Raw genomic sequence first — 8769 nt, forward strand, 5'->3', positions numbered from 1 at the left:
AGTGGTGCGCCCTCGGCGTGGCGGGTGACGACGGTGACCTCGTGGCCGGCGGCGGCCAGGGCGACGGAGAGGGCGTGCACGTGGCGGCCGAGGCCGCCGACGAGCACCGGCGGGTACTCCCAGGACAGGATCAGCACCCGCTGGTGCCGGGCGGGCTGGATGTCGATCACGTCTGCGTCAGCTGACACGCGGCCCCCTTAGAGTTGTGTCTCGCACACCGCGCGGCGCACCGCGCCGGGTGCGTCGTGGGGTCGCTGCCCATCCTGCCCAGCGGTCGATAACCAGCGGAGACGCGCTGGTTGCCGGTCTGTAACGCGCTACCGGCCAGCCCGGCGCACGCGCAGCAGTTCGGCGACCGACCACGCCTGGAACGGGCAGCCGGTGGCGGTGTGCGGGGGGAGCCCGTCGGCGGTCTCGCTCACCGAGCCGAGGCCGAACTCGGTCAGGTGCCCCTCCAAGCCGACCAGCAGGTCGTCGACCGGCAGCCCGGCCCGGCGGTACGCGTCGACGAACGGCCCGATCAGCCACGGCCAGACGGTGCCCTGGTGGTAGCCGGAATCCCGCTCGGCCGGCCCGCCCCGGTGCCGGCCGACGAAGCCGGGGGAGTCGGGGGCGAGGCTGCGCGGCCCGAGCGGCGTGAACAGCCCCTCGGTCACCCGGCGCAGGGTCGCCTCGTCCGGCTCCAGCGGGGCGTACGGCAGGGACCAGGCGAGCAGCTGGTTGGGGCGGAGCAGGTCGTCGTCGTGGTGCGGGGCCCCACCGAGCGGGTACGCCGGCGCCGGCGCGTCCACCACGTCGTGCAGCCAGCCGGTCGGGGCGGGGAAGCGCGCCCGGAACGAGGTGGCCGCCTTCGTGTGCAGTCCCCGCAGCGCGGTGGCGTCCTGGCCGGCCAGCTCGGTCAGCTCGGCGAGCCCGGCCAGCCCGTTGACCCAGAGCGCGTTCACCTCCACCGGCTTGCCGGTGCGCGGGGTCACCGGCACCCCGTAGACCCGGGCGTCCATCCAGGTGAGCGCGACGTCGGGCGGGCCACCCTGGGTGAGCAGCCCGTCGGCCGGGTCGACGCCGATGCCGTAGCGGGTGCCGGCGACGTGCGCCCGCACCACGGCGTGCAGCGCGGGCAGCAGCTCGTCGCCGAGGTCGGTGTCGCCGGTGACGGTGACGTGCCGGCTCACCGCGTGCAGGAACCACAGCGTCGCGTCGACCGTGTTGTACTCCACCCGGCCGGTGTCGGCGGTGTTCGCCAGCATCCCCTCGGACAGCGTCGCCCCGTACGCCCGCAGCAGCTCCCGGCCCTCCTCGGCGCGGTTGGTGCAGAGGAAGAGCCCCTCGTAGGAGGTCATGGTGTCCCGGGACCAGGCGCCGAACCACGGGTAGCCGGCCACCACGTCCGGCCCGGTGCCGGTGCGCACCACGAACGCGTCGGCGGCCAGGGCCAGCGTCGCCTCCACCGCGTCGTCCGGCTTGGCCGCGGCCACCACCGACCGGTTGCGCCGCCGGGCCGCCTCGACCAGCGCGGTCGCCGCCGGCGGTTCCTCGGCCAGGTCGTCCGCCCAGGCCAGCACCGACACCGTGGCGCCCGGCTCGTCCAGCGCGCCGGAGAATCGCCCCGCGTACCAGAGGTCCTCGTCGGGGTTGAGGCCGCGCGCCGCCTCCTCCCGGTGGCGCACGCCGAGCCACCACCGCCCCTCGGGGGTCCAGTCCGGCCCGGCCAGCCGGAACGCGCCCTCGACCACCGCCCCGCCGGCCACCGGTTCCAGCCGGGGGGTCGGCCCGTCGGCGCGGCGCTCGCCGTGCGCGTCCCGCCAGGTGCAGGCCGCCGCCAGGTCCAGCCGGACCGGGCCGCCGGAGACCAGCCGGTGCACCACCGCCACGCAGGTCCGGCCGTAGGCCATGGCGATCTCCCGCTCGATCACCACGTCGCCGATCCGCCACCGCCAGCGGGGCACGCCGTCGGTCAGGTCGAAGCGTTCCAGCAGCTCGAAGCCGCGCGGGTCGACCACCCCGGAGGACCACTCGTGGGCGCCCAGCCGGACCTGCCGCCCGGACGGCAGGGTCACCGCCGGGTCGAGGCTGACCAGTCCCACCCGGCGGGACGCCGGGGTCTCCCCGGCCGCTACCAGCAGCCCGTGGTAGCGCCGGGTGCGCAGCCCGGCGACCGTGCCCATGGCGTAGCCGCCCCGGCCGTCGGTGATCAGCCACTCCCTGGTCGCGGCCGCGGCGAGGTCGCCGCAGACCTGCGGGCCGAAGCAAATCTCGATCAACTTTCCTCCACCACCGGCGAGGTGTGACGCCTCACGACGACAATGGCCGCTGTGGTGCAGTATCCCGGCGGCGTCGAAGATGTGCAGGTGATCACAGACCGCCCGACCTCCGCGACCCCCGACCCCGAGCGGCACCGGCTCGCCCAGGCCGACGCCGGGGAGCAGGACTGGCGCGCATGGGGTCCCTATCTGTCCGAGCGGGCGTGGGGGACGGTACGGGAGGACTACAGCGAACACGGCACGGCGTGGGACTACTTTCCCCACGATCACGCGCGGTCCCGAGCCTACCGGTGGAACGAGGACGGCATGGCGGGCGTCTGCGACGACCGGCAGACGTTCTGCTTCGCCCTCGCCCTGTGGAACGGGCGCGACCCCATCCTCAAGGAGCGGATGTTCGGCCTCGGCGGCGACGGCGGCAACCACGGGGAGGACGCCAAGGACTACTGGTGGTACCTGGACTCCACCCCCACCCACTCGTGGATGCGCTGGCGCTACCACTACCCGCAGGCCGCCTTCCCGTACGATGAGCTGGTCGCGGTCAACGCGCTGCGCGGCCGGGACGACACCGAGTACGAGCTGGTCGACACCGGGATCTTCGACGATGACCGGTACTGGGCGGTGACCGTCGACTACGCGAAGGCGTCGCCGACGGACCTGTGCATCCTGATCACGGTGGCCAACCGCGGGGACCGGGACGAGACCCTGCACGTGCTGCCCACCCTCTGGTTCCGCAACACCTGGGCGTGGGGGCTGCCCGGCGGCGACCGGGTGCCGAAGCTGGTCGGCGCGGGGTCCCGGCTGGTTGGCGAGCACTGGGTGTTGGGCCAGCTGCTGCTGGAGGGGGATGGTGAGCCCGCCGCGCTGCTGTGCGACAACGACACCAACGCGGAGCGGCTCTGGGGGCTGCCGGGGCGGTCGGCGTACCCGAAGGACGGCATCAACGACCATGTGGTGAACGGCGCGGACACGGTCAACCCGGACCGGGAGGGGACCAAGGGCGCGCTGCACTACGTGCTGGACGTGCCGGCCGGCGGCCAGCGGCAGATCCGGCTGCGGCTGACCCGCACCGCCCCGCCGCCGGCGAGTGTCCCACCGCCCCCGGCCGACCTCGGCGACGACTTCGACGCCGTGCACTGGGCCCGGCGCGCCGAGGCGAACCGCTTCTTCGCCGGCGTCATCCCGGCCGCCGCCACCGCCGATGAGGCCCTGGTCGCCCGGCAGGCCATCGCCGGGCTGATGTGGGGCAAGCAGTTCTACCACTTCGACGTGCAGCGGTGGCTGGAGGGCGACCCGCGCTCGGCGCCGCCGCCGGCCGGGCGCCGGCACGGGCGCAACAGCCACTGGTGGCACATGACCAGCTTCGACGTGATCTCCATGCCCGACCCGTGGGAGTACCCCTGGTACGCGGCCTGGGACCTGGCCTTCCACTGCGTCACCATCGCCCGGGTCGACCCCGGCTTCGCCAAGGAGCAGGTGCTGCTCCTGCTGCGCGAGTGGTACCTGCACCCCAACGGGCAGATCCCCGCCTACGAGTGGGCGTTCGGCGACGTCAACCCGCCGGTGCACGCCTGGGCGGCGCTGAAGGTCTTCGAGATCGACGGCTCCCGGGACCACGAGTTCCTCGCCCGGGTGATGCACAAGCTGCTGCTCAACTTCACCTGGTGGGTGAACCGCAAGGACACCGGCGGCAACAACGTCTTCGAGGGCGGCTTCCTCGGGCTGGACAACGTCGGCCCGTTCGACCGTTCGGCCGCCCTGCCGGTGGCCGGGGTGCTGGAGCAGTCCGACGGCACCGGCTGGATGGCCATGTACGCGCTCAACCTGCTCGACATGGCGATCGTGCTGGCCGAGCACGACCGGGCGTACGTGGACACCGCCACCAAGTTCTTCGAGCACTTCGCGTACATCGCCGCCGCCGCGTACGACCAGGGGCTCTGGGACGCCGAGGACGCCTTCTTCTACGACGTGCTGCGGCTGGCCGACGGCACCCAGGTGCCGCTGAAGGTCCGCTCGGTGGTCGGGCTGCTGCCGCTCGCGGCGGTCACCCGGCTGACCGCGCGTACCCTGCGCCGGCTGCCCGAGCTGGGCGCCCGGCTGCGCTGGTTCCTCACCAACCGCCCCGAGTACGCCGACGTGATCGGCGCCCGGCGGCTCGGCCCGGACGGCCGGCAGCAGCGGCTGCTGTCCATGGTCGGCCCGGAGCAGGTGGTCCGGCTGCTCGCCCGGATGCTGGACACCGACGAGTTCCTCTCCGAGTACGGCCTGCGCACCCTCTCCCGCGCCCACCTGGACAAGCCGTTCACGGTGACCCTCGGCGGGCAGGAGTTCAGCGTCGGGTACGAGCCGGCCGAGTCGACCAGCGGCCTGTTCGGCGGCAACTCCAACTGGCGTGGCCCGATCTGGATGCCGACCAACTTCCTGCTGATCAGCGCGCTGCGTGACTACGCCGCCTTCTTCGGTGACGACCTGCAGGTGGAGTACCCGACCCGCTCCGGGGTGAAGAAGACGCTGGACGAGATCGCCGACGACCTGTCCGCCCGGCTGATCGCGCTGTTCACCCGGGACGGCTGGGGTCGACGGCCGATCTACGGGGCGGCCCAGCTGTTCCAGACCCACCCGGACTGGCGCGACCTGCTCTGCTTCCCCGAGTACTTCCACGGCGACAACGGAGCCGGGCTGGGCGCCTGGCACCAGACCGGCTGGACCGCCCTGGTCGCCGACCTGATCCTCACCCTGCGCCGCTGACCGGCCCGGAAACCCGGGTGTCGGGTGCCGGCCGGGCGCGGTAGCGTGCCCCGGTCCACCACCACGGGAGGGGTACGCCATGCCACAGCGCCGGGAGGCGGCGGTGCTCGTCTTCGACGCCGACGACACGCTCTGGGAGAACAACGTGCTCTTCGAGCGGGTGATCGACGACTTCCTCGCCTGGCTGGACCACCCGACGCTGGACCGGACCGAGATCCGGGCGGTCCTGGACGACATCGAGCGGGCCAACGCGGTGGCGCACGGCTACGGCAGCAAGGTCTTCCTGCGCAGCCTCGGCGAGTGCCTGGAGAAGCTGCGGGAGCGCCCGGCCACCGTGCGGGAGCGCGCCGAGATCGACGAGTTGGCGGCGGCGCTGACCGGCCACCAGGTGGAGCTGATGCCCGGTGTCGCGGACACCCTGGACGACCTGGCCACCCGGCACCGGCTGCTGCTGCTCACCAAGGGCGACCAGGAGGAGCAGCAGCGCAAACTCGACGCCTGCGGGCTGCTGCACCACTTCGGCGCCGCGCACATCGTGCGGGAGAAGGACGCCGGCACCTACCGCTGGCTGGCCCGCGAGCACGCCTTCGAGCCGGCCGCCGCCTGGATGATCGGCAACTCCCCGCGCTCGGACATCCTGCCCGCCCGGGCCGCCGGCATGAACGCGGTCTTCATCCCGAACGAGAACACCTGGGTGCTGGAGGACGACGAACTCGACCCGAGTGACCCGGGGGTGATCCGGCTGGCCGCCTTCCCCGACCTGGCCCGGCACTTCTGAGCCGGCCGGTAGGGTCCGGAACGTGCCGCTGACCTTCCCCTCGCACCTGGCGCCGGTGCTGCCGCTGAAGCTGTGGCGGCCCGGCTGGTTCGACGGGGTGGCCCTGGCCACCGGGGCGGTGGCGCCGGACGTCGGCTACCTGTTCAACGGCACCGCCTGGGCGCTCGACCAGCGGACCCACACCCTGGGTGGGCTGCTCTGGTGGTGCCTGCCGGTCGCGCTCGCGTACGCCTGGCTGGTCCGCCGGGTGATCGCCGGGGTGGCGGTGCACCTGCCGGGGGAGCGGCTCTTCGGCTGGCGGGACCACGCGGCGCTGGCCGAGGTGCGGCATCCCTGGCCGGTCACCGCCTGCTCGGCGGCCGCCGCGGGTAGCCTGCGACCGGCCCGACCGGAGGCCGGGCCGACTGATCGCCTCGACGACAAACAGCGTCAGATCCACTGACCCTGTTACGCCGACATGCCGGTTTTCAACGTTGGTATCAATCACATTCTGCCGGTCCCGCAAAGGCTTGTTGGGCCCGCGGAAAGCTGCCTAACCTGGGCCGGCGTTCACGGCTCTTCGGGGTGAGTCGGGGACGCGCCGAAGTCCGGTAGTTGGGCACCGTGGAGCTGAGTGCAGGCGGGCCGGCTCGCCGTGTTGAGCCCGGCGTGGGCGGCGTGCCACGCCCGCCGCGCTCGCAACGGCGAATTACCGCTACCACACCGGACGGCTGGGGGTCAGGATCGGGGAGTTGCGGACCCGGTCCTGACCCGTCCGGCGTTCCCGGCCCTCATGCCCAGCTCGGCTCGCTCTCGCCAAATACCGCGAAAATTCATCCCTTAGGGGACAGTGGGGAAACGCGCGAGGTGCGAGGATCTTCCGAATGAAGCGGAGATCTCTGATTCTCGGTGCGGCGGCCGGCGTCGCGGCTCCCGTCATCGCCTCCGGTGCGACGCCCGCGGCGGCCACGACCCGGGACGCCACGGCCACCACCGGCACCGTCAGCGGGGCGTACACGAAGCCTGGCTGGTTCCCGTCTGCTAGCAACAAGGCCGCCAACCTGAAGACCCTGCCGCCGAGCACCCAGCAGGTCATCATCGTGACTGCGGCCAGTTACAGCACCAGTTACGCCACCCTGGAGACCTACGCGAAGGTCCGCGGTCGCTGGACCCCGGCCTCCGTGGCGCTGCCCGCCCGGATCGGTTCCCAGTTCTTCAGCGACAACCACGTCGAAGGCGTCCCGACCACGCCGACCGGCGTCTACTCCATCGGCCCGACCATGTACGGCATCGCGGCGAACCCGGGCGTCCGCTACCCCTACCACCAGATCGTCACCAACGACTGGTGGAACGAGAACCCGGATTCGTCCGCCTACAACACCTTCCAGCACACCAGCACCAATCCCGGCGGCTACAGCGAGGCGCTGTGGAAGGAGACCCCCGCCTACACGCACTTCGCCGTGATCACCTACAACATGTCGCCGAACGTGGCCAAGCCGGTGCCGGGCGCGGGCAGCGGCATCTTCCTGCACGAGTTCAGCAGCACCCCGTCCGGCCCCACCGCCGGCTGCGTGAGCCTGTCGCACGGCAACCTGGTCAGCGTGCTCACCTGGCTCAAGCCCGAGGCCAACCCGCGCATCGTGATGTGCCCGGTGCAGAATCTCAGCCGTTACTGACCCGATCCGCGGACGGCTACGCTGACCGTCCACCAGAGAGCCCCCGGCCGTCCTGCGGCCGGGGGCGCTTCTGGCCCATCAGCCCACGACCGACCTGGGGGCCGCCTGCCCATGGACACCGTCAGCACCGGCCAGCCTTCCGGCGAGGAGGCCGCCGCCACCACCTGCTACCGGCACCCCAAGCGGGAGACGCTGCTGCGTTGCGCCCGCTGCGACCGCCCCATCTGCCCGGACTGCATGCGGGAGGCCCCGGTGGGGCACCGCTGCCCGGACTGCGTACGCGAGGACAACCGCACGGTCCGCCAGGCGCGGACGGTGTTCGGCGGCCGGGTGACCGGGCGGCCGGTGGTGACCTACGTGCTGATCGCCCTCACCGTGCTGGCCTACCTGGCCGAACTCGCCCGGCCAGCGCTCATCGACCAGTTCGACAGCCTCGGCGCCGGGTTGGTCGACGACGCCGGCCAGCGGTACGTCGACGACGGCGGCCCCTACGACGGGCTGCAGCCGATCGGGATCGCGCACGGCGAGTGGTACCGGCTGATCACGCCGGCCTTCCTGCATTCGATGCCCACCCAGGGCGTCCTCGGCATCCTGCACATCGTCTTCAACCTCTACTGGCTCTGGGTGCTCGGCCGGGTCGTCGAGGAGCGCCTCGGCGGGGCGCGCTTCCTCGCGGTCTATCTGCTCTCCGCCGTCGGCGGGACGGTCCTGGGCTTCCTCGTCGACCCGTACCAGCCGGCCATCGGCGCCTCCGGCGCGGTGTACGGGCTGGCCGGCTGCTACTTCGTCCTCACCCGACGGCTGCACCACCACCCGATCGACCCCAACCGGCTGATCATCCCGTTCCTGATCTGGATGGTGTTCTCCGCCGGCTGGACCTCCTGGGAGGGGCACCTGGGTGGTCTGCTGGTCGGCGGCGCCGCCGCCGTTGGCCTGGCGTACGCCCCGGCCAGGCGGCGCACGGTGGTGCAGGTGGCGGTGCTGGTCGGGCTCGCGGTGCTGCTGCTCGCCCTCGTCGTGGTGAAGTCGCTCGACCTCACCGGCTGACCCCCGCACCGCCCGGCCGAGCTGGGAAGTAGCTGAGAGATAGCCGCGCGTGTATCAGTTGTTCCTAGCCTTCACCCGTCCTGTCACCAGAGTTGACCGGAGGGTAACGGGTGAGGAGACCATCACGAGGCCCCCTGATCGGGGGCCTGGCGTTGGCCGTGGCGGCCACGCTGGGCGGGGGGGGGGGGGGGGGGGGGGGGGGGGGGGGGGGGGGGGGGGGGGGGGGGGGGGGGGGGGGGGGGGGGAGGGGGGGGGGGGGAGGGGGGCGGAGGGGGGGGCTTCA

The 8769-nt window shown here is 72.7% G+C and carries 7 protein-coding genes; 5 read left to right on the forward strand and 2 right to left on the reverse strand.

The features are described 5' to 3' along the window. Together ACZ6S5_RS34575 and ACZ6S5_RS34580 are read right to left on the reverse strand one after the other, a co-directional pair. Nucleotides 1–188: glycogen/starch synthase (locus ACZ6S5_RS34575; protein ID WP_466006499.1), on the reverse strand; the 188-nt coding region annotated here is incomplete at its 3' end. Nucleotides 189–317: 129 nt separating this feature from the next. Continuing rightward, a complete protein-coding gene (locus ACZ6S5_RS34580) occupies nt 318–2261 on the reverse strand; it encodes an amylo-alpha-1,6-glucosidase (protein ID WP_466006500.1) in 1944 nt (647 codons plus the stop codon). Between the two features lie 42 nt (nt 2262–2303). Here ACZ6S5_RS34580 and ACZ6S5_RS34585 point away from each other — a divergent pair, with 42 nt between their 5' ends. From ACZ6S5_RS34585 to ACZ6S5_RS34605, 5 genes are all read left to right on the forward strand, one after another. Beyond that, nucleotides 2304–5006 carry an MGH1-like glycoside hydrolase domain-containing protein gene (locus ACZ6S5_RS34585; protein WP_466006501.1) on the forward strand — a complete coding sequence of 901 codons (2703 nt, stop codon included), beginning with the start codon at nt 2304–2306 and terminating at the stop codon, nt 5004–5006. Nucleotides 5007–5085: 79 nt separating this feature from the next. Beyond that, entirely contained in the window at nt 5086–5784 is a 699-nt protein-coding gene (locus ACZ6S5_RS34590; protein WP_466006502.1) for an HAD family hydrolase, read from the forward strand. A gap of 22 nt (nt 5785–5806) precedes the next feature. Further along, the gene (locus tag ACZ6S5_RS34595) at nt 5807–6226 is read left to right on the forward strand and encodes a DUF4184 family protein (protein ID WP_466006503.1); all 420 of its coding nucleotides are present in this window, start codon (nt 5807–5809) and stop codon (nt 6224–6226) included. A 421-nt stretch (nt 6227–6647) separates the two neighbouring features. Continuing rightward, complete coding sequence (locus tag ACZ6S5_RS34600) at nt 6648–7439, forward strand: L,D-transpeptidase family protein (RefSeq protein ID WP_466006504.1); 792 nt, start codon at nt 6648–6650, stop codon at nt 7437–7439. A gap of 111 nt (nt 7440–7550) precedes the next feature. Beyond that, a complete protein-coding gene (locus ACZ6S5_RS34605; RefSeq protein WP_466006505.1) occupies nt 7551–8486 on the forward strand; it encodes a rhomboid family intramembrane serine protease in 936 nt (311 codons plus the stop codon). Nucleotides 8487–8769 lie beyond the last annotated feature (283 nt).

It is taken from the genome of Micromonospora sp. NPDC051924, from assembly GCF_055586005.1.